At 68.7% G+C, this 19,500-nt stretch carries 15 protein-coding genes; 9 read left to right on the forward strand and 6 right to left on the reverse strand.

Going from position 1 to position 19,500, the window contains the following annotated elements; all coding sequences use genetic code 11:
- Position 1: 1 nt before the first annotated feature.
- From ACP69V_RS12375 to murC, 5 genes are all read right to left on the reverse strand, one after another.
- A complete protein-coding gene (locus tag ACP69V_RS12375; RefSeq protein WP_426024153.1) occupies positions 2–889 on the reverse strand; it encodes a cell division protein FtsQ/DivIB in 888 nt (295 codons plus the stop codon).
- Entirely contained in the window at positions 877–1,818 is a 942-nt protein-coding gene (locus tag ACP69V_RS12380; RefSeq protein ID WP_426024154.1) for a D-alanine--D-alanine ligase, read from the reverse strand. The genes ACP69V_RS12375 and ACP69V_RS12380 overlap by 13 nt, the downstream gene beginning before the upstream one ends.
- Positions 1,819–1,886: 68 nt before the next feature.
- Positions 1,887–3,167, reverse strand: coding sequence for a hypothetical protein (locus ACP69V_RS12385; protein ID WP_426024155.1), 1,281 nt, complete (start codon positions 3,165–3,167; stop codon positions 1,887–1,889).
- Between the two features lie 60 nt (positions 3,168–3,227).
- On the reverse strand, positions 3,228–4,127 hold the full coding sequence (murB, locus tag ACP69V_RS12390) for a UDP-N-acetylmuramate dehydrogenase (RefSeq protein ID WP_426024156.1): 900 nt from the start codon (positions 4,125–4,127) through the stop codon (positions 3,228–3,230).
- Positions 4,124–5,563: a UDP-N-acetylmuramate--L-alanine ligase gene (gene murC, locus ACP69V_RS12395; protein WP_426024157.1), complete on the reverse strand. Its 1,440-nt coding sequence runs from the start codon at positions 5,561–5,563 to the stop codon at positions 4,124–4,126. Before murC ends, murB begins: the two co-directional genes overlap by 4 nt.
- Before the next feature lie 182 nt (positions 5,564–5,745).
- Between murC and ACP69V_RS12400 the strand changes: the two genes are divergently transcribed.
- The 4 genes from ACP69V_RS12400 (at position 5,746) to ACP69V_RS12415 (ending at position 12,627) form a co-directional block, all read left to right on the forward strand.
- Positions 5,746–7,833, forward strand: a complete 2,088-nt coding sequence (locus tag ACP69V_RS12400) for a catalase (RefSeq protein ID WP_426024158.1) — start codon at positions 5,746–5,748, stop codon at positions 7,831–7,833.
- A gap of 94 nt (positions 7,834–7,927) precedes the next feature.
- Entirely contained in the window at positions 7,928–9,004 is a 1,077-nt protein-coding gene (locus ACP69V_RS12405; protein WP_426024707.1) for a site-specific DNA-methyltransferase, read from the forward strand.
- 210 nt (positions 9,005–9,214) lie between these two features.
- Positions 9,215–10,330, forward strand: coding sequence for a glycosyltransferase family 4 protein (locus tag ACP69V_RS12410; RefSeq protein WP_426024159.1), 1,116 nt, complete (start codon positions 9,215–9,217; stop codon positions 10,328–10,330).
- A gap of 149 nt (positions 10,331–10,479) precedes the next feature.
- Positions 10,480–12,627 carry a glycogen debranching N-terminal domain-containing protein gene (locus tag ACP69V_RS12415; protein ID WP_426024160.1) on the forward strand — a complete coding sequence of 716 codons (2,148 nt, stop codon included), beginning with the start codon at positions 10,480–10,482 and terminating at the stop codon, positions 12,625–12,627.
- Between the two features lie 3 nt (positions 12,628–12,630).
- On the opposite strand, the gene mutY is transcribed toward ACP69V_RS12415, so the two are convergent.
- Entirely contained in the window at positions 12,631–13,680 is a 1,050-nt protein-coding gene (gene mutY, locus ACP69V_RS12420) for an A/G-specific adenine glycosylase (RefSeq protein ID WP_426024161.1), read from the reverse strand.
- A 20-nt stretch (positions 13,681–13,700) separates the two neighbouring features.
- Here mutY and ACP69V_RS12425 point away from each other — a divergent pair, with 20 nt between their 5' ends.
- The 5 genes from ACP69V_RS12425 to ACP69V_RS12445 all read left to right on the forward strand — a co-directional run bounded on the left by ACP69V_RS12425 (position 13,701) and on the right by ACP69V_RS12445 (position 19,469).
- The gene (locus tag ACP69V_RS12425; protein ID WP_426024162.1) at positions 13,701–14,252 is read left to right on the forward strand and encodes a DUF721 domain-containing protein; all 552 of its coding nucleotides are present in this window, start codon (positions 13,701–13,703) and stop codon (positions 14,250–14,252) included.
- 96 nt (positions 14,253–14,348) lie between these two features.
- Entirely contained in the window at positions 14,349–14,996 is a 648-nt protein-coding gene (locus ACP69V_RS12430) for a DsbA family protein (protein ID WP_426024163.1), read from the forward strand.
- Between the two features lies 1 nt (position 14,997).
- A complete protein-coding gene (locus tag ACP69V_RS12435) occupies positions 14,998–15,609 on the forward strand; it encodes a thioredoxin domain-containing protein (RefSeq protein WP_426024164.1) in 612 nt (203 codons plus the stop codon).
- Positions 15,610–15,621: 12 nt separating this feature from the next.
- The gene (gene smc, locus ACP69V_RS12440; RefSeq protein ID WP_426024165.1) at positions 15,622–19,059 is read left to right on the forward strand and encodes a chromosome segregation protein SMC; all 3,438 of its coding nucleotides are present in this window, start codon (positions 15,622–15,624) and stop codon (positions 19,057–19,059) included.
- Positions 19,056–19,469: a surface-adhesin E family protein gene (locus tag ACP69V_RS12445; RefSeq protein ID WP_426024166.1), complete on the forward strand. Its 414-nt coding sequence runs from the start codon at positions 19,056–19,058 to the stop codon at positions 19,467–19,469. The genes smc and ACP69V_RS12445 overlap by 4 nt, the downstream gene beginning before the upstream one ends.
- Positions 19,470–19,500 lie beyond the last annotated feature (31 nt).

Raw genomic sequence — 19,500 nt, forward strand, 5'->3', positions numbered from 1 at the left:
CCTAGGCGTCGCCGGTGGGTCGCACCGCGACCTCGTCCGGGGTTCTGAGATCGACACGGGCGAAGCCCAGGTCGAGCAGGCGTTCGCGCTGGTCCAGCGCATCGAGGCGGATCAGGGCCGCCTCCTGTTCGGTGGCGGGCAGCTGGATCAGGCTGCCGTCCTTCAGACGCAGGTCCCAACGGCGCTCGTCCACACGCACCAGGGCGTCCACCATCCCCATCAGGCGGGGACGCTGGGCCAAGAGCGGCAGGATCTCGCCCGCCGCCACATCGGCGCCCTTGCCCACGACCAGCGGCAGGGTCGGGTAGCGGCGCGCATCGGCCCCGTCGATGACCTGGCCGCGCGCATCGATGACCTTGATCTGACCGGCTTCCTGCCAGACGGCGAGACGGTCGTGTTCCTTGACCTCGACGATCAGGGTATCGGGCAACAGGCGCACCACGCGCGCCTCCTTGACCCATCCCACGCCCTGAACCCGCGTGCGAATGGCGTCCAGATCCAGGCTGGTGATCGGTTGGCCGGAATACAGACCCAGGGCCTGCTGGATCGCCGGTTCGGCCTCGGGCGAGGCGCCGGTGATATGCACCCGCTTCAGCGTCAGCCCCATGCCGGCCGTCAGATTATCGACCCCATGCGAGACCGAGGCGCCGATCCGTTCGGCGCGGGCGCCAGTCGCCAGAACGCCGACCAGCAGCAGCGCGCCGGCGCCCAGGGCGATCACGGCGGTGCGGGGTGAAATGTCGACACGGCCGATGGCGGCCATCTTGCCGGGAATGGCGGACGCGTTCTTGGCCCCGCCACGCGACCGCCCTCCCCCTTTGGGAGCCGCGCCGCGTTGGGGAGCCTGATTAGAACTCTGTCGCCGACCGCCGCGAACTACCGCGGGCATGAGGCGTCCTCCACCATCCAACGAACCAGATCATCGTAGCTCATTCCGGTATGGGCCGCCTGCTCGGGCGCGAGCGAAGTCGGGGTCATGCCGGGCTGAGTGTTGACCTCCAACAGGACCAGATCGTCCTTAACATCATCATAACGGAAGTCGGATCGGGACACGCCGCGGCATCCCATGGCGACGTGCGCGGCCTCGGCCTGACGCAGGGCCTTTTCGAACACAGCGGCCGGCAGGACGGCGGGCAGGACATGCACCGAACCGCCCGGCGCATATTTGGCCTCGTAGTCGTAGAAGCCCTTGGTTGGGGTGATGTCGGTGACGGTCAGGGCGCGCGGCCCGGCCGGTTCGCCCAGCACCGTGACGCACAACTCCTTGCCCGGAATATAGGGCTCGACCACGACCTGCTCGCCATAGGTCCATTCCGGATAGCCGACCTCGGCCTGCGGACCGTTGGCCCCTTCGGGCACCAGGAAGACTCCAACGGACGAGCCTTCGGCGTTCGGCTTGATGATGTAGGGCGGAGCGATGACGTGTCGGCTGGCGACCTCGTGGCGGTCATAAAGGCCGCCGCCCGGCACATTGATACCCGCCGCGCGCAGCACTGCCTTGGACTTCTCCTTGTCCATCGCCAGGGCCGAGGCCAGCACACCCGAATGCGTATAGGGGATCTTCAGCGTCTCCAGCACGCCCTGGACGCAGCCGTCCTCACCCCAGGCGCCGTGCAGGCAGTTCAGCACCACATCGGGCTTGATCAGGCCGGCCAGGACATTGGCCAGGTCGCGCCCGGCGTCCACACGGCTGACGCGCACGCCCTGCCGCTCCAGCGCCTGCGCGCACTGCTCGCCCGAAGACAGCGAAACCTCCCGCTCTGCGGAAAGCCCGCCCATCAGGACGGCGACATGAAGAGATGCGAAGGGGCGGGTCATGGGCGGCTCCAGAACCGTCTGGATGCCGCGCAGGTCGTTAACAGCCCGTCAACCAAACCCTCAAGACATCACTGAAGTGTTGATGAGGCTGTCGTTTCCACCACGACGACCGGCGTGTCCGTACCCGTGACTTCAGGCGCAGCCGCCTCGATGGCCTTCTCGGTTTGAGGCGTCAGGTCCAAAGCGTAAAGATACGCGCCCTGGCACTGTTCCTTGTCGCCATAGGACCATTGCGCCGCACGATGGCGCACACCCGCCACTGCGGCCGGCGATGCCGGCGCCAGCAGATCGTCGCGAACAGTCATGTCCGGTCGCAACTGCTCGCCTGACAGATCGAACGCTCCGGTATAGACCGCCTCGCCGTCGCGAACCTCGAACCCTGAGTTCCCCAGGCAGAAATGGGTGATGTACTGGCCGACATTGACCGCGCTCAGCCGCCAGCGACCGGGCGGCACGGAGAAGGTTTGGGTCACGGCCCGCGTGCGATCGCCGCGCACAGCGCCGCGCGTCGGCAAGGCGACGGCGAACAGCGCAGGACGACCGTCCTGCTCCCAGGGCTGGACGTCGGGCGCGGGCCCCTGGCGCGTGAAGAACAGCGTCCGACCGCCTTGTTCGGCCGTGCCGGTCAGGCGCACGGTGATCAGAGCGTCTCCAGCCGTCACCGCGACCTCTTCGGCCTTGAGAGCGCGCGGCGGGCGAGCGGTGCGCGGCGCCTGCGGCCCCTTTCGACCGGTCGGCGGCGTCGCGCCTTCCGGAGGCTGGGCTTGCAGGCTGAGGGACACCTTGTCCAGGTCGCCCGACCGTCCAATCAGCACCGTCCCGCCACGTACGGCGTCGTTATTATACACGCGGACGATCTCGCCCTTCGGCTGCGTGGCGCCGACATGTTCGGCCAAGGCGGCGTGAAGCTCCGGCTGCTCCAGCGCGTCCAGAGCCTTGCCTTCCGTCTCGTCCAGGCGAACGACGCGCCAGCCGTCTACCACCATACAGTTCTCGACATTGGCCGCGACGCCTCTGCGTTCATGCATGCCGTTCATCGCGCCCTGCATGACGCCGACGACCAGCGCGCCCAGCAATCCGCCGGCCGCCGCAGCCCCCGCCGCGCCATTATCGTCGGGCTGACGCATGCGCGAGGCCTCGACCATGCAAGCGCTCACCGCCGCATCATGCTGAGCCAGATCGGCGCCGGCGCGGTTGAAATAGGTATAGCCGGCGCTGGACCGCGTCAGGTCGATACGGTTCTCGACATCCGGAACGGCAGGCCCGACCGCCGCCCTAGTCACGAGTTGAGCCTGGGCCGGTTCTGCGACCAAGGCCACAAGACCCACGACGGCTGCGATACGCTTCATCTGATTTCTCCCCCGAGAAATTTCCCCGTAACGCGCGCGCCCGCCCCGCGCAACTACAGATCAGCGCCGGCCGATCCGCTTGATCTCCCACTCCAGCTGAACGCCGGTCTTGGCCAGCACATCGGCGCGCACCGCCTCGCCCAGGCCTTCGATGTCGGCGGCGGTGGCCTCGCCGGGGTTGATCATGAAGTTGGAGTGCAGATCGCTGAACATCGCGCCTCCGCCCGTTTCGGCGTGCAGCTTGCCGCGCCAGCCGGCCTCATCGACCAGCTTCCACGACGAATGGCCAGGCGGGTTCTTGAAGGTCGAGCCACCGGTCTTCTCCCGGATCGGTTGGGTGGTCTCGCGACGGCTGGTGATTTCGTTGATGCGGGCGGCGACGGCCTCGGGTGCGTCTGGCGCGCCGCGATAGGTGGCCTCGACCCACAGGATGTCGGCCGGCGCTTGGCTATGGCGATAGGTATAGCCGAAGTCGGCCAGGGCGTAATCGACCCGCTCACCCTTTAGGTTCAGCCCCCAGGCCGAAACCAGCACGTCCTTGGTTTCCGAACCATAGCAGCCGGCGTTCATGGTCAGGGCGCCGCCGATGGTTCCGGGAATGCCGGCATAGAATTCCAGCCCGGCGATCCCCGCCTTGGCCGAGGCCTTGGCGACCATGGAATCCAGCGCGCCCGCACCGGCCGTGATCGTATCGCCGTCCGTCGTGATCTGCGCCCACGGACGGCCGGCCAGGCGGATCACCACCCCCTCGACCCCGCCATCACGCACGATGACGTTGGAGCCGACGCCCAACACGGTCACGGGCACAGCCGGGTCCAGCGCCTTCAGAAAATCAGAGAGATCGTCGGCATCCGCCGGGATGAACAAGGCCTCGGCGTTTCCGCCCACCCGGAACCAGGTGAAGGGCGCCAGCGGCTCGTTACGCAGCAGCTTGCCGCGAACCTCGGGCAAGTCGATCACGACAGCGCCTCCAACTGCCCCGGCAGGGCATAGGCCCAGGACGTGATGTCGCCTGCGCCCAGCAGCACGACCAGATCGCCCGCCTTGGCTTCGCCCGCGATCACGCCGGGCAGAGCCTCGACGCCCTCCAGCGCCTGCACCGAGCGGTGGCCGAAACGCCGGACGCCGTCCACCAGCGCATGCTTGTCCACCCCGTCCAGCGGCGCCTCGCCTGCCGCATAGACATCGGCCACGATCACCGCGTCGGCGTCCGAGAAACAGGTCGAGAACTCTTCCATCAGGTCGCGCAGGCGGGTGTAGCGGTGCGGCTGGACAACGGCGATGACACGGCCGTCGCCCTCGGCGTTCTGCACCACCTGGCGCGCGGCCTTCAGCACGGCGGCGATCTCGACCGGGTGGTGGCCGTAATCGTCCACGATCCGCACGCCCCCGACCACGCCGGTGGTGGTGAAGCGGCGCTTGACCCCGCCGAAGCCGGCCAGGCCGGTCCTGATCGCCTCGTCGGCCACGTTCAGCTCGCGCGCCACGGCGATGGCGGCCAGGGCGTTGGCGATGTTGTGCCCCCCCGCCATGGGCAGATACAGGCCGTCGATCCGCGTCTCGTCGGCATCCGCTCCCGCGCCCTTGAACACCACGTCGAACCGGCATCCGTCCGCGCCCATGTCGATATTCTCGGCCCGAACCATGGCCTGAGGATTGACGCCGTAGGTGACCAGTCGCCGGTTATCGATGGCGGCGACCAGTCGCTGCACCTCGGGATGATCCAGACAGACGGCGGCGAAACCGTAGAAGGGGATGTTTTCGACGAAATCGATGAAGGCCTTCCGCACCCCGTCGAAGTCGCCGTAGTGATCCAGATGCTCGGGATCGATGTTGGTCACGATGGCCGCCGTCGATTTCAAGCGCAGGAAGCTGCCGTCGCTCTCGTCCGCCTCGACCACGATCCAATCGCCGTCGCCGACCTTGGCGTTGGTGCCATAGGCGTTGATGATGCCGCCGTTGACCACGGTGGGATCCAGCCCGGCCGCGTCCAGCAGGGCCGCGACCATCGAGGTCGTCGTCGTCTTGCCGTGGGTGCCGCCGACCGCGATGGAAAACTGCAACCGCATCAGCTCCGCCAGCATCTCGGCCCGGCGAACCAGCGGGATGCGACGCTCGCGCGCCGTCTTCATCTCGGGGTTCTCGGCCTTGACCGCCGTCGAATAGACCACCGCCGAAACGCCCTCGCCCACATGGGCGGCGTCATGCCCGATGAAGATTCGGGCGCCGAGCTGCTCCAGGCGTTCGGTGTTGGCGCTGGCCTTGGCGTCCGAGCCCTGAACCGAATAGCCGATCTTCAGCATGATCTCGGCGATGCCGCTCATGCCGATGCCGCCTATGCCGACGAAATGGACGGGACCGAGGTCGAACGGAACGGGGCGAAGGCGTGCGATCATCGTCGCGTCATAGACTCCGCCTCGCCGCATGCGAAGGGCGCGCCGCATACGGAGCGAACTTTTCTGAGGGCGATCACCCCGCCGCCTGTGCGCGATGCCGCACAGAACCATCGCACCCGCGTCGCGTTGTCCTCGTAACGCGCGCCGCACCCCTGTCGACGCCGCCGCCCCAAGGTTTCCAGATGGCCAAGACCCCCACCCCCGCCGGTGCGTCCACGCTCGGCAATGCCGGCGAACTTCACCAGACCGCCGCCACGCCTGATACTCGCACCACGACCAATCACGGCGTGCCGATCAGCGACAATCAGAACTCGCTCAAGGCCGGCCCGCGCGGCTCGACCCTGCTGGAGGACTTCATCCTTCGCGAGAAGATCCAGCATTTCGACCACGAGCGTATCCCCGAGCGGATCGTCCACGCCCGTGGCTCGGCCGCGCACGGCTTCTTCGAACTGACCGACAGCCTGTCGGACGTCACCACCGCCAAGATCCTGACCGAGGTCGGCAAGAAGACCGAGCTGTTCACCCGGTTCTCGACCGTCGCCGGCGGCGCGGGCTCTGTGGACACCCCGCGCGACGTGCGCGGCTTTGCCGTCAAATTCTACACGACCGAGGGCAACTGGGATCTGGTCGGCAACAACATCCCCGTCTTCTTCATCCAGGACGCGATCAAGTTCCCGGACCTGATCCATTCGGTGAAGATGGAAGCGGACAAGGGCTACCCCCAAGCGGCCAGCGCCCACGACACTTTCTGGGACTTCATCGGCCTGATGCCCGAGAGCACCCATATGATCATGTGGGCCATGTCGGACCGGGCCATCCCGCGCAGCCTGCGCATGATGGAAGGCTTCGGCGTCAACACCTTCCGCCTGCTGAACGCGGACGGCGAGGCGACCCTGGTCAAGTTCCACTGGCGGCCAAAGCTGGGCACGCAATCCACCTGCTGGGACGAGGCGGTCAAGATCGCCGGCGCCGATCCCGACTATCACCGCCGCGACCTGTATGAAGCCATCGACCAGGGCGACTTCCCCGAATGGGAGTTCGGCGTGCAACTGTTCACCCAGGAACAGGCCGACGCCCTGCCCTTCGACATCCTCGACGCCACCAAACTGGTGCCGGAAGAGGATCACCCGATCCGCGTGATCGGCCGCATGGTCCTGAACCGTAACCCCGACAACTTCTTCGCCGAGACGGAACAGGTCGCCTTCCTGCCGACCAACATCGTGCCCGGCATCGACTTTTCCGAAGACCCGCTACTGCAGGGCCGGCTGTTCTCCTACCAGGACACCCAGTTGTCGCGCCTGGGCACAGTGAACTTCCACCAGATCCCGATCAACCAGGCCAAGGGCTGCCCCTTCCAGAACTTCCAGCGCGACGGCCATATGCAGATGGCCGTGCCCAAGGGCCGCGCCAATTATGAACCCAACAGCCTGGCCGAGGCGGGCGAGGACGGCGGCCCGCGCGAAGATCCCAAGGGCGGCTTCCGCACCGCGCCCGTTCCGGTCGAGGGCGAAAAGGTCCGGCTGCGCGCCGAAACCTTCGCCGACCACTACAGCCAGGCGCGGCTGTTCTTCCGCTCCCAGACCGAGATCGAACAGGCTCACCTGGCTAGCGCCATCGTGTTTGAACTGTCCAAGGTGTCTCTGGCCCACGTCCGCGAGCGCGTTCTTGCCAATCTGCAGAATGTCGACGAGACGCTGGCCCAGCGCGTCGCCGACGGCCTGAACCTGCCCCTGCCCAAGGCGTCGGAACCGGCCGTCGCCCCCATCGATCTGGACGCCTCGCCTGCCCTGCGCATCGTCGGCAAATATCCCGACACGCTGAAGGGCCGAAAGGTCGCCATCCTGGTCGCCGACGGCTCGGACGGCGCGGTCATCGACGCCGTTCGTGCGACGGTCGAGGGCGACGGCGGTTCGGTCTTCATCGTCGCGCCCAAGATCGGCGGCGCCAAGCTCAAGGGCGGCAAGACCCTGGTCGCCGACGGTCAGCTGGCCGGCAGCCCTTCTGTCCTGTTCGACGCCGTCGCCATCGTCCTGTCCGAGGACGGTTGCGTCCAGTTGCTGAAGGAAGGCGCCGCGGTCGATTTCGCCAAGGACGCCTTCGGCCACCTCAAGGCCATCGGGCATACCCCCGAGGCTCAACCTCTGCTGGACAAGGCTGGGGTCGAGCCGGACGCGGGCGTCATCGATCTGTCCAAGGACGCCGAGGCCTTCCTCGCCCCCGCCCGCACCCGCCAGTGGGATCGCGAGCCCAAGGTGCGCATGCTGGCCTAGAAAACGGAACCGGCGCGATCTCCTCGCGCCGGTTACCCGACCTTAACCACAAGGATTCACCATGGCGGTCTCATTGTTCCGGGGCCGCGTTTCCATGTCCGATCTGAAGACTGACGTCATTCACCGTGGCGACTGCATCGAGGTGCTCAAGAGCCTGCCCGACGCCTCGGTGGACATGGTCTTCGCCGACCCCCCCTATAATCTGCAGCTGGGCGGCGACCTGCTGCGTCCCGACAATTCCAAGGTCGATGCCGTGGATGACGACTGGGACAAGTTCGACAGTTTCGCCGCCTACGACGCCTTCACCCGCGCTTGGCTGGCGGAATGCCGCCGCGTGCTGAAGCCCGAGGGTTCGATCTGGGTGATCGGCAGCTACCACAACGTCTTCCGCCTCGGTTCGGCGATCCAAGACCTGGGCTTCTGGGTGCTGAACGACATCATCTGGCGCAAGTCCAACCCGATGCCAAACTTCAAGGGCACCCGGTTCACCAATGCCCACGAAACCCTGATCTGGGCCGCCAAGAGCCGCGATCAGAAGCGCTACACCTTCAACTATGATGCGATGAAGGCCTTCAACGAAGACACCCAGATGCGGTCCGACTGGACCTTCGCCCTTTGCACGGGCGAAGAGCGGATCAAGGACGCCGACGGCAAGAAGGCCCATCCGACGCAAAAGCCCGAGGCCCTGCTGCACCGCGTCCTGCTGTCGGCGACCCGCCCCGGCGACGTGATCCTGGACCCCTTCTTTGGCACCGGCACCACCGGCGCCGCCGCCAAACGCCTGGGCCGCCACTATATCGGCATCGAGCGTGACGACACCTATGCCGACGTCGCCGAGACCCGCATCGCCTCGGTCATCCCCGCCCGCCCCGAAGACCTGATCGTCACCGGCTCCAAGCGCGCCGAGCCCAAGGTGCCGTTCGGCGCCCTGGTCGAGGCCGGCCTGCTGAACGCCGGCGATCGTCTGTACTGCCCCAAGGGCGAGCGCGAGGCCCGCGTCCGCGCCGACGGTTCGCTGGTGTCCGGTTCGCTCAGCGGCTCGATCCACAAGCTGGGCGCCCTGTTGGAGAACGCCCCCGCCTGCAACGGCTGGACCTACTGGCGTTTCAAGACGGACCAGGGCCTGAAATCCATCGACGCCCTGCGCTCCGAGGTGCGCGCCACAATGTAAGCTGATGCGACCCCACGTCGCATCAGCCACATCAAGCACTTAGCCGGTAATGCGCGGCCGATACGTACGATTTCGCACACGAACGCAGGGCCAGCTTCGCTGTAACCCACCGAAACCTATGTGAAAATTCGTCTTCGGCTATGGAACTTCGCAGTTGCGAGACCATTGTTGTCCACGGCCCCCGCCGGTGCGGGGTCGGAGCACAACATCATGAAGATCGCGCAGGTCACCCCGCTTTACGAGGCCGTTCCTCCGAAGCTTTACGGCGGCACTGAACGCGTCGTTGCGCACCTGACCGACGCCCTGGTCGATCTGGGCCATGATGTCACCCTGTTCGCCAGCGCCGACGCCCACACCAAGGCGCGCCTAGTGCCCGTCCGCGATCAGGCCATCCGCCTGGATCCCGCCCCGCTCAAATCCGACCTCGCCGCCCACCTGTCCATGCTGGGCGAGGTGATGGACCGCGCCGATGAGTTCGACGTGATCCACTTCCACACCGACATGATCCATTTCCCTCTGTTCAGGCAGCAGGCGGACAAGACGATCACCACCCTGCATGGCCGCCTGGACATGAAGGACCTGCCCGGCGTCTATGCCCGCTGGAGCGAGTTCGGCCTGGTCTCGATCTCGGACGACCAGCGCAAGCCCCTGCATTTCGCCAACTGGAAGGCGACCGTCCATCACGGCATGCCGAGCGAACAGTATCTGTTCTCGCCCAGGTCAGAGGGTTACCTCGCCTTCCTGGGCCGGATCTCGCCCGAGAAACGCCCCGACCGCGCCATTGAGATCGCCACCAGACTGGGCAAACGCCTGAAGATGGCCGCCAAGGTGGACGCCGCCGACAAACGCTATTGGGAAGAGACCATCCGTCCGATGGTCGAGGGCAATCCCCTGATCGAGTTCATCGGCGAGATCGGCGACCATCAGAAGTCCGCCTTCCTGGGCGGCGCCGACGCCCTGCTCTTCCCCATCGACTGGCCCGAGCCCTTCGGTCTGGTGATGATCGAGGCCATGGCCTGCGGCACGCCGGTCGTCGCATTCCGTTGCGGCTCGACACCCGAAATCATCGAGGATGGGGCGACCGGCTTCCTGGTCGATACGATGGAACAGGCGATCGCCGCCGCCGGCCGCGCCCATCTGCTGGACCGCCAGACTGTCCGCGCCCGTTTCGACTTGCGGTTCTCGGCCACCGCCATGGCGCGCCGCTACCTGGATGTCTACGGTGATCTGCTGGCCCGTCGTCCCTTCGCCGAGGCGCCGCTGGGCAATCTGATTACGCCCTTGCGTCCCATCGAAGAAGATCGCAGCTTCGCCGCCATCGCCTAAGCGTCGCAGCCGACGATTATCCAAGAAAAACAGGCGGCGGAGGTGAACCCTCCGCCGCCTGCTTCATTTGATCACTCAAGCGGCCCCTGAGCGCCGCATTCGGGTGCGACACGTTCGGCCAAGGCCTCAAACGACGGGGAAGAGACCGCATGGACGACGCCTATTCCACCCAGCTGACCGCCGGCGAAACCGTCGAGGCTTCCGGCCTCGAACAGTTGATGGCGCTCAAGGACGGCGACACCTTCCTGGTCGCGGATGGCTGGGGCGACATGAAGGGCGGCGCCGACGGCCTGTTCGCCGACGACACGCGCGTCCTGTCGCGCTGGGCCATGACGGTCGGTCTGCAGAAGCCGTCGCGGCTGTCTTCCGGCGTCAGCCAGGACAACGTCTTCTTCTCCTGCCACACGACCAACCGTCCCCTGCCCCCGATGGGTGGGCGCTCCGCCCCGGCCGGGGTGCTGCATATCGAGCGTCGTCGCTTCCTGTGGGGCCGACGGATGTTCGAGCGCATCCGCATGGTCAATCACGGTGTGGAGGACATTCTTCTGCCGCTGGCCTTCGATTTCGGCGCCGACTTCGCAGACATCTTCCAGGTGCGCGGCACGCCTCGGGCCAAGCGCGGCACGATCCATACCCCGACCACCGACGGCCGCCGCGTCACCTTCCGCTACACCGGCCTGGACGATGTCGATCGTTCCAGCTGCATCGCCTTCTCCGAGCCCCCCGCCCGCCTGACGCACCAGCGCGCCGAGTTCATGTTCAGCCTGCCCAAGGGGCGCTCGATGGACCTGTTCATCGAATGCGGCGTCGATGCCTGCGAGACGCCGGACGCCGGGCGCTGGCGTCTGAACGCCGTCCAGGCGCGTCTCGCCATGCGCGCCAAGCGCCGGCGCAGCGCCTCGGTGCGCGGCCCGCGCAGCCCGCGTTTCAACGATTGGCTGGACCAGTCACGGGCCGACATGGCCCTGCTGACCACCGACCTGCCGACCGGCCCCTACCCCTATGCCGGCACGCCCTGGTTCTCGACCCCGTTCGGGCGCGACGGCATCATCGCCGCCTGGCAGATGCTGTGGCTGGACCCGTCCCTGGCCAAGGGCGTCCTGACCTATCTGGCGTCGCGCCAGGCGACCGAGACCTCGCTGTTCCAGGACAGCCAACCCGGCAAGATCATGCACGAGACGCGCGGCGGCGAGATGAGCGCCCTGCACGAGGTGCCCTTCGGCCTCTATTACGGCGGGGTCGACACCACCTGCCTGTTCGTGGCCCTGGCCGGCGCCTACGCCAACCGCACCGGCGATCTGGACCTGATCCGCACGCTCTGGCCCAATCTGATCGCCGCCGCCGACTGGATGCGCGACTATGGCGACAGCAACAACGACGGCCTGATCGACTATCAGCGCGGCGCCGACACCGGCCTGTCGAACCAAGGCTGGAAAGATTCCGAAGACTCCATCTTCCACGCCGACGGCCGCTTCCCCAAGGGGCCCATCGCCCTGTTGGAAGTTCAGGGCTACGCCTTCGCCGCCTGGCGCGCCCTGGGGGACCTGGGCGAACGTCTGCACGACGACCGCGCGACCGAATGGCGTATGCGCGCCGAACAGGTCCGCGCCCTGGTCGAGGACAAGTTCTGGATGGAGGACGAGGGCTTCTATGCGGTCGCTCTGGACGGCGACGGCGAACAATGCCGCGCCATCGCCTCCAACGCCGGCCATCTTCTGTTCACCGGCCTGCCGTCGCTGGAGCGGGCTCGCCGCGTCACCAAACGCCTGCTTTCGGCCGAATTCCGCACCGGCTGGGGCATCCGCACGCTGGAGCTGGGCCAGGCCCGCTTCAACCCGATGAGCTATCACAACGGCTCGGTCTGGCCCCATGACACCGCCATGGCCGCCGCCGGCATGGCCAACTATGGCGAGCGCGACGCCGTCGCCGCCATCCTGGCCGAAATCTACGCCGCCGCCGCCCATTTCCACCTGCGCCTGCCCGAACTGTTCTGCGGCTTCCCGCGCGAACCGGGCGAGCCGCCCATCGCCTATCCGGTCGCCTGCCTTCCCCAGGCCTGGGCGGCGGGTTCGGTCTTCCTGATGCTGCAGGCCACGCTGGGCCTGTCCATCGACGCCTGGACCGAGACGGTCGATTTAGCCGACCCCGTCCTGCCCGCGGGCTTGGACCGGCTGAGGATCACTGGCCTGGAGGTCGGCGGCTCCGTCGTCGATCTGAACATCCAGCACGCGGGCGGCCGCGCGGTCGTCATTCCCCACCACAAAGAGGGCAAGGTCGCCATCCGCACCCTGCGGTAGGCCCTAGGAGAAAAGATCGGGCGCACTCGCCCGATCCAGCGCCTTGGCGAACACGGTGGGCAGGGCCGCCCGCGCCGCCTCGACCGGCATCCAGCGCAAGGGGCCGTCCGCCTCGCCGCGCGCCGTCATCACCGTCAGGGTCAGGCTGAAGTGGGTAAAGACATGCTCGACCGCCCCCGCCTCGCGCCAATCGGCCTCAATGGGCGTCGCCCCTGACGGCGCGTCCGTCGTCCAGTCGCTGGTCGGCAGGCCCAGCATTCCGCCCAGCAGCCCCTTGTCGGGCCGCGTTTCGACCGCCACCCGACCCTGATCGTCGACCAGCACATAGGCTGTACCTCGCCGGTGCGGCCGATCCGCCTTCTTGGCCTTCAGCGGAAAACGGGTCGGGTCGCCGCTCGCCAGGCCCATGCATTCGCTCGCCACGGGACAGGTCCCGCACGACGGCGACTTGGGTCGGCACACGGTCGCCCCAATATCCATTAACGCCTGCGCCCAGTCTCCGGGCCGCTGGTCGGTAACGAACAGCCCCCCCAGCCGCCTCAGTTCGGGCCGCGCGGCCGGGACCGGCGTCTCGACCGCGAACAGCCGCGCCATAACCCGCTCGACATTGCCGTCCACCACATTGGCCGCCCGGTCGAAGGCGATGGAGGCCACCGCCGCGGCCGTATAGGCGCCCACCCCCGGCAGGGCCAGCAAGCCGGCCTCCGTATCCGGGAACACCCCGCCATGCTCGCCCGCCACCGCCCGCGCACAGGCCAGCAGGTTGCGAGCGCGGGCGTAGTAGCCCAGCCCCGCCCAGGCCCCCATCACCTCCGCATCCTCGGCCGCCGCGAGGTCGCAGACCGTGGGCCAGCGCGTGGTGAAGGCGTGGAAATAGGGCGTCGCATGCGGCACGGTCGTCTGCTGCAGCATGACCTCCGACAGCCAGACGCGGTAGGGCTCGGTCCGCGCCGCGCCCACGGCCGCCCGCCACGGCAGGCTGCGCGCATGGGCGTCGTACCAGGCCAGCAGCCGGGATCGGATCAGGACGATGTCGGGAGAGACGCAAGCCATGGACAGCGCTATATAGACCCATGCGCCGCACGCTGCCCACAGACGCCGAGGTCCGCGAGATCCTGTCTCGCCGCCGCACCCGTCCGGTCCCCCGGCCGGCGCCGCGCGCGGGCAAGGCGCTGACGCCCCTGATCAAAAAGCTGGACGAGCAGTTCGGACGGGGCGCCGGCGCGCTGGAGCCCCGCTGGCGCGAGATCGTCGGCGACCGTCTGGCCCGCGTCACCCGCCCCCAGAAACTGACCAAGGGCAAGGGCGGCCAACCTGGCGTGCTGGAGCTGCGCGTCGCCGGCGCCGCCGCCCTGCTGATCCAGCATCAGTCGGAGGACATCCTGGCCCGCGTCAATCTGTTCCTGGGCGCCGGAACGGTCGATCGGCTGCGCATCGCCCAGGGGCCGGTCGCGCCACTGAAAGACGCCGCCTCGCGCCCCAAACGCAGCGCCAAGCCCCCGCCCCTGCCCGCCCAGGCCGAGGCCGATCTCGCCGCCTCCATCGCCTCCGCCCCCGACGATCTGCGCGCCGCGCTCGCCCGCCTGGGCCGCGTCGCCCTGTCACGTCCCAACAGTCAAGATTGACAAAACTTCGCCGCACCTGTTCTCGACAAGTCTTGGGTTGCGCCGTTCCGGGGGAATCGCGCCACCATTCGCCAACGATCCGATCAAGGAAGTCCCATGGCCGATACTGAATCCCGCTTCGTCCGCATGAGCCGTCGTGCGGCCATCACCGGCGCCGCCCTGGCGACCATGGCCCTGGCCGCGTGCGGCGGCGGCGGCGCCAAGGGCGCGGCAGAGGGCGACATGGGTCTGGGCGCGCCGGAAGGCGCCAAGGTCACCGTGGTCGAATACGCCTCGGTCACCTGCCCCCACTGCGCCCTGTGGCAGAAGAACACCTGGCCGGCGTTCAAGGCCAAATACGTCGACACCAACAAGGTCCGCTACATCTTCCGCGAGCTGCCGACCCCGCCGATCGACGCCGCCACCGCCGGCTTCCTGGTCGCGCGCTGCGCCGGCCCGGACAAGTACTTCGACGTCGTCCACCAGCTGATGGCCACCCAGCAAGAGATGCTGACCTCGTCGCCGCGCGACTGGCTGCTGCGCACCGCTCAGGCGGCCGGCATGTCCGAGCAACAGTTCAACGACTGCGTGACCGACAAGGACGCCGTCGCCGCCATGGAAACCCGCGTCCAGGCCGCCCGCACCCAGGGCGTGACCGGCACCCCGGCCTTCTATGTGAACGACACCCAGGTCATCACCCCCGGCGGCGAAGGCGCCAGCCTGGCCGACCTGTCCACCGCCATCGACGCCGAACTGGCCAAGTAGGATGATCCGCCGCGCCGCCCTCTCGCTTGCGGTCTTCGCCGCCCTGGCCGCCGCGGGTCTGGCGGCGCCGGCCTTCGCCGCCGATGCACCCCCGCCCGTCACGGCCCAGGACCATGTCCTGGGCCGTGCGGATGCGCCGGTGACGGTGATCGAATACGCGTCCTTCACCTGCTCGCACTGCGCGGACTTCCACAACACCGTGCTGCCGGCCTTCAAGGCCAAATACATCGACACCGGCAAGGTCCGGCTGGTGCATCGCAACCTGCCGACCCAACCCGCCAATGTCGCCGCCGCCGCCGCTGCGGTGGCCCTGTGCGCCGCGCCCGAACGTTACTTCGACGTCGCGGGCGTCTTCATGCGCGACCAGGCCAATCTGCGCACCACGGGGCCTCAGCCCTGGTTCGCGGCCGGGATTGAGGCCAGCGGCAAGACGCGCGAACAGATCGAGACCTGCCTGGAAGGCCCGACCATCCGCGCTGAACTGGACGCCCAGATCGCGGGCGCCGATGCAGCCGGCGTCACCGGCACGCCCGCCTTCTTCGTCAACGGCAAGCCCGTCGCCGACCATTCGCTGGACGCCCTGTCGGCCGCCATCGACCCATTGCTCCGGTAGTCCGCCAGGACGATGCAGTTCCAGCGCCTCCGGCTCGTCGGCTTCAAGTCGTTCGTCGACCCGGCGGAGGTGCATATCGAATCCGGCCTGACCGGCGTCGTCGGCCCCAACGGATGCGGCAAGTCCAACGTCCTTGAGGGCCTGCGCTGGGTCATGGGGGCCAACTCGGCCAAGGCTATGCGCGGCCAGGGCATGGACGACGTCATCTTCGCCGGCGCCGCGGGCCGCCCTCCGCGCAGCCATGCCGAAGTCAGCCTGACCATCGACAACGCTGCTCGCCGCGCCCCCCAGCCCTTTACCGACAGTCCCATGCTGGAGGTGTCGCGCCGCATCGACCGGGGCCAGGGCTCGACCTACCGCATCAACGGCAAGGAGGTGCGCGCCCGCGACGTTCAGCTGCTGTTCGCCGACGCCTCGACCGGCGCAAACTCCCCCGCCCTGGTCCGTCAGGGCCAGATCAGCGAACTGATCGCCGCCAAGCCGCAGAACCGCCGCCGCATCCTGGAAGAGGCGGGCGGCGTCGCCGGCCTGCACACCCGCCGCCACGAGGCCGAGCTGCGGCTCAAGGCGGCCGAGACCAATCTGGACCGGCTGGACGACATCGGCCGCGAGCTGGAGACGGCGCTGAACCGGCTCAAGCGCGAAGCCCGCCAGGCCGAGAAATACAAGAAGATCTCCGCCGAAATCCGCGCCCTGCAAGCCGCCCTGCTGTTCGTCCGCTGGAACGACGCCAGACTGGCCGCCGAAGCCGCCGCCGAGGAACTGCGCGACGCCGACCGTGCCGTCGCCGAAACCACAACCGCATCCGCCGCCGCCCAGACCGCCGCCCTTGCCGCTCAGGAAGCCCTGAAGCCCGCGCGGGAGGAGGACGCCGTCGCGTCGGCCCTGCTGCACCGCGCCAGCCTGGAACGCGACCGGCTCGACATGGCCGAACAGGCCGCTCGCGCCGAGGTGGACCGGCTCAAGGCCGAGGCCGCCCGCATCGCCGCCGACGTCGAGCGTGAAACCAACATGGCCGCCGACGCCCAGCGCGAACTGGACCGGCTGGACCACGAACTGACCCGGCTGAAGGCCGAGATCGCCGCCGCCCCCGAACGCGGCCCCGAACTGGACAAGGCCTTGGCCGCCGCCGAGGACGCCCGCAAGGCCGCCGACGGCGAGGTCGAGCGCCTGGCCGGCACCCTGGCCGCCGTCGAGGCCCGCGCCAACGCCGAGACGGCGCGCAAGCGCGACGCCGAGACCCGGCTAGCCCGCGTCACCGGCCAGCACGACCAAGCGAAGCGCGAACGCGAGGCCCTGGGTCCGCTGGAGACGCCGGAGCTGGAAACGGCCCGCGCGGCGCTGGAGACCGCCCAGGCCGAGCTGACCGCCGCGAGCGAGGCCGTCGAGGCGGCCGAGGCGAAACGCGGCGACCTGGCCCGCGCCGAACAGGAGGCGCGCACCGCCGCCCGCGCCGCCGAAGACCGGCTGGGGCGGTTGCAGACCGAGGCACGGGGCCTGGCCCAGCTGCTGGTCACCGGCAAGCGCGACCATCCGCCCGCCTTGGACAAGGTCCGTGCCGACAAGGGCTATGAGGCCGCCCTGGCCGCCGCCCTCGGCGATGATCTGGACGCCGCGCTGGACGCCAAGGCCGCCGCCTATTGGGGCGGGGCAGACGCGCCCTCCCCGTCCTGGCCCGCCGGGGTCACGCCCCTGTCCGACCATGTTCAGGCGCCCGAGCAAATGAGCGCCCGCCTCGCCCTGTGCGGCGTCGCGTCCCACGCGCAGGCGGCGGACCTCGCCCAGGCCCTGCCTCCCGGCGCGCGTCTGGTCACGACCGAGGGCGATCTCTATCGTTGGGACGGGTTCGTCAGCCGCGCCGATGCGCCCCGCCCCGCCGCCGTTCGCCTGGCGCAACGCACGCGCCTGGCCGAGCTGGAGGCCGAGATCGACAAGGGCAGACCCGCCCTGGATCAGGCCCAGGCCGCCCAGAAGGCGGCCACCGACGCCTTCCGCGCCGCCGAAGAGACGGTGAAGACCGCCCGCCTCAAACCCTTCGCCGCCGACAAGGCCGTGACCGCCGCCCGCGACCGCGTCGAGACACTGGCCCGCGAGCAGGCCCGCCGCGAAGCCCGCGCCCAGGCCCTGGACGACACGGTGACCCGGCTGGCGGCCGAGGTGGCCGAGGCTCAGGCCGCGCTGGACGCCGCTCAGACGACGGACGCCCCGTCCGAGACCCTGTCGGGTCTGCGCGACGACCTGACCGCCGCCCGCGCCGCCGCCGACACGGCCCGCCTCGCCGCCCAGACCGCCCGCTCGGATCGCGACGCCGAGGCTCGCGACCGCCAGAGCCGTGAACAGCGGCTGGGCAGCCTGACCCGCGCCCGCGACGGCTGGGTCACGCGGTCCAAAGACAGCGCCGCCCGCGTCGCCGCCCTGAGCAAGGACGCGGACAAGACCGCCGCCCTGCTGAAACAGGCCGAGGTCGCGCCCCAGGGCTTCGCCGAACAGCGCGGTCGACTGTTGGACACCCTGACCGCCGCCGAGCAGCGCAAACAGGCCTCGTCCGACGCCATGGCCGTGGCCGAGACGGCGGCGACCGAAGCCGATCGCGCGTCGCGCGCCGCCGAGACCGCCGCGTCCCAGGCCCGCGAAGCCCGCGCCGGCCTGTCCGCCCGCGCCGAGGCCGCCGCCGAGAAGCTGACCGAGGCCGAGACCACCATGCGCGAGACGGCCCAGATGTCGCCCGACGAGCTGGGCCGCAAACTGACCGACCACGCCATTGCCCGCCCGCCCGACGCGGCCGGGGCCGAGAGCCTGCTGTACGGGCTGGAGCGGGAACGCGAGGCTCTGGGCGCCGTCAACCTGCGCGCCGAGGATGAGGCGGCCGAATACGGCGACCGGCTGAACAGCATGAAGTCCGAGCGCATCGACCTGACCCAGGCGATCGCCAAGCTGCGCGACGGCATCGACGAGCTGAACGCCGAAGGCCGCGAGCGGCTGGTCGCCGCCTTCGACGTCATCAACGCCAACTTCAAGAGCCTGTTCGAGGCCCTGTTCGGCGGTGGCCAGGCCGAACTGAAGCTGGTCGAGAGCGACGATCCGCTGGAGGCCGGGCTTGAAATCTACGCCTGCCCGCCCGGCAAGCGGCTGTCGGTCATGAGCCTGATGAGCGGCGGCGAGCAGGCCCTGACGGCGGCGGCCCTGATCTTCGGCGTCTTCCTGGCCAACCCCGCCCCGGTCTGCGTGCTGGACGAGGTCGACGCCCCGCTGGACGACGCCAATGTGGACCGCTTCTGCCGCATGCTGCACGAGATGCGCAGCCGCACCGACACCCGCTTCATCGTCATCACCCACAACCCGGTGACCATGAGCCGCATGGACCGCCTGTACGGCGTCACCATGCCCGAACGCGGCATGAGCCAGCTGGTCAGCGTGGACCTGCATCAGGCGGAGACCCTGGTCGCATGATCGCCCTGCTACTGGCCCTGATCGATCCCCAACTGGTCGAGACCGGCGTTGGCCGGTTCGCCATCTATGCCGACGTCGCCTCCATCGAACAGGAGGGCGACATCGCCCATATGCGCGAGCTTCAGGTCACGGAAGCTGGGTTCAAGGTCGGGGACGTGACCTATGTCGGGGGCTGGTCGCGGTGGGCCTTCGACTGCCGGGCGAAGACGGCGGACCGACTGGACTTCTCTTCGTTGAGGGCGGACGGGACCGAGGGGCCGGCGACGGCCGATCCGGCCCCGGCCTATGCCGCCGCGCCTGGCGGAGATGCGGCGGAACTGCTGGCCGTGGCCTGCGCGGAAGAGCGAACTGCCAAGACCCTGTCGCTGGACGAGGCGATCAGACGAGGACAGGCGGGTCTGGCGGATTAGAGACAACAGCTCTCCCTCCCCGCTCCGGGGA

The organism is Brevundimonas sp. PWP3-1b1, assembly GCF_049896065.1.
Classification (GTDB): domain Bacteria; phylum Pseudomonadota; class Alphaproteobacteria; order Caulobacterales; family Caulobacteraceae; genus Brevundimonas; species Brevundimonas intermedia_B.

Coding starts and splice junctions, on each gene's coding strand:
- ACP69V_RS12375 (WP_426024153.1), bottom strand. CDS start 889: ATGCCCGCGGTAGTTCGCGGCGGTCGGCGACAGAGTTCTAATCAGGCT.
- ACP69V_RS12380 (WP_426024154.1), bottom strand. CDS start 1,818: ATGACCCGCCCCTTCGCATCTCTTCATGTCGCCGTCCTGATGGGCGGG.
- ACP69V_RS12385 (WP_426024155.1), bottom strand. CDS start 3,167: ATGAAGCGTATCGCAGCCGTCGTGGGTCTTGTGGCCTTGGTCGCAGAA.
- murC (WP_426024157.1), bottom strand. CDS start 5,563: ATGATCGCACGCCTTCGCCCCGTTCCGTTCGACCTCGGTCCCGTCCAT.
- ACP69V_RS12400 (WP_426024158.1), top strand. CDS start 5,746: ATGGCCAAGACCCCCACCCCCGCCGGTGCGTCCACGCTCGGCAATGCC.
- ACP69V_RS12405 (WP_426024707.1), top strand. CDS start 7,928: ATGTCCGATCTGAAGACTGACGTCATTCACCGTGGCGACTGCATCGAG.
- ACP69V_RS12410 (WP_426024159.1), top strand. CDS start 9,215: ATGAAGATCGCGCAGGTCACCCCGCTTTACGAGGCCGTTCCTCCGAAG.
- ACP69V_RS12415 (WP_426024160.1), top strand. CDS start 10,480: ATGGACGACGCCTATTCCACCCAGCTGACCGCCGGCGAAACCGTCGAG.
- mutY (WP_426024161.1), bottom strand. CDS start 13,680: ATGGCTTGCGTCTCTCCCGACATCGTCCTGATCCGATCCCGGCTGCTG.
- ACP69V_RS12425 (WP_426024162.1), top strand. CDS start 13,701: ATGCGCCGCACGCTGCCCACAGACGCCGAGGTCCGCGAGATCCTGTCT.
- ACP69V_RS12430 (WP_426024163.1), top strand. CDS start 14,349: ATGGCCGATACTGAATCCCGCTTCGTCCGCATGAGCCGTCGTGCGGCC.
- ACP69V_RS12435 (WP_426024164.1), top strand. CDS start 14,998: ATGATCCGCCGCGCCGCCCTCTCGCTTGCGGTCTTCGCCGCCCTGGCC.
- smc (WP_426024165.1), top strand. CDS start 15,622: ATGCAGTTCCAGCGCCTCCGGCTCGTCGGCTTCAAGTCGTTCGTCGAC.
- ACP69V_RS12445 (WP_426024166.1), top strand. CDS start 19,056: ATGATCGCCCTGCTACTGGCCCTGATCGATCCCCAACTGGTCGAGACC.